The 363-nt window shown below is 54.3% G+C and carries 1 pseudogene; it reads left to right on the forward strand.

The annotated features are described in order from the left end of the window. Window positions 1-363 (forward strand): annotated as a pseudogene (locus ACTHTG_RS11185) (hypothetical protein); the annotation flags it as partial.

Here is a 363-nt window from a genome sequence, read left to right on the forward strand (position 1 = left end):
CGGCGTTAAAGCAGGTGATGTCAAACTGACCAAAGACGGATTGAACAACGCCGGCAACAAAGTGACCAACGTAGCCGCCGGTACCGACGATACCGACGCCGTTAACTACGGTCAGCTGAAAGAAACCAACGCCAACGTGGCCAAAGGTCTGAACATTGCCGCCGACAACGGTAACGACGACAACGTCCAACTGGGCGAAACCGTTGCTTACCGCAGCAGCGACAAAAACATCGTGACCACCGTGTCTGACAACCAGATTGACTTCAAACTGGCCAAAGACATTACCGTTGACAGCGTCACCGCAGGCGACAGCAAACTGAATACAGACGGCCTCACCATTACCGGTGGCCCGAGTGTGACCAA

This window comes from Neisseria sp. P0017.S009 (assembly GCF_051957375.1).
Lineage (GTDB): Bacteria > Pseudomonadota > Gammaproteobacteria > Burkholderiales > Neisseriaceae > Neisseria > Neisseria perflava.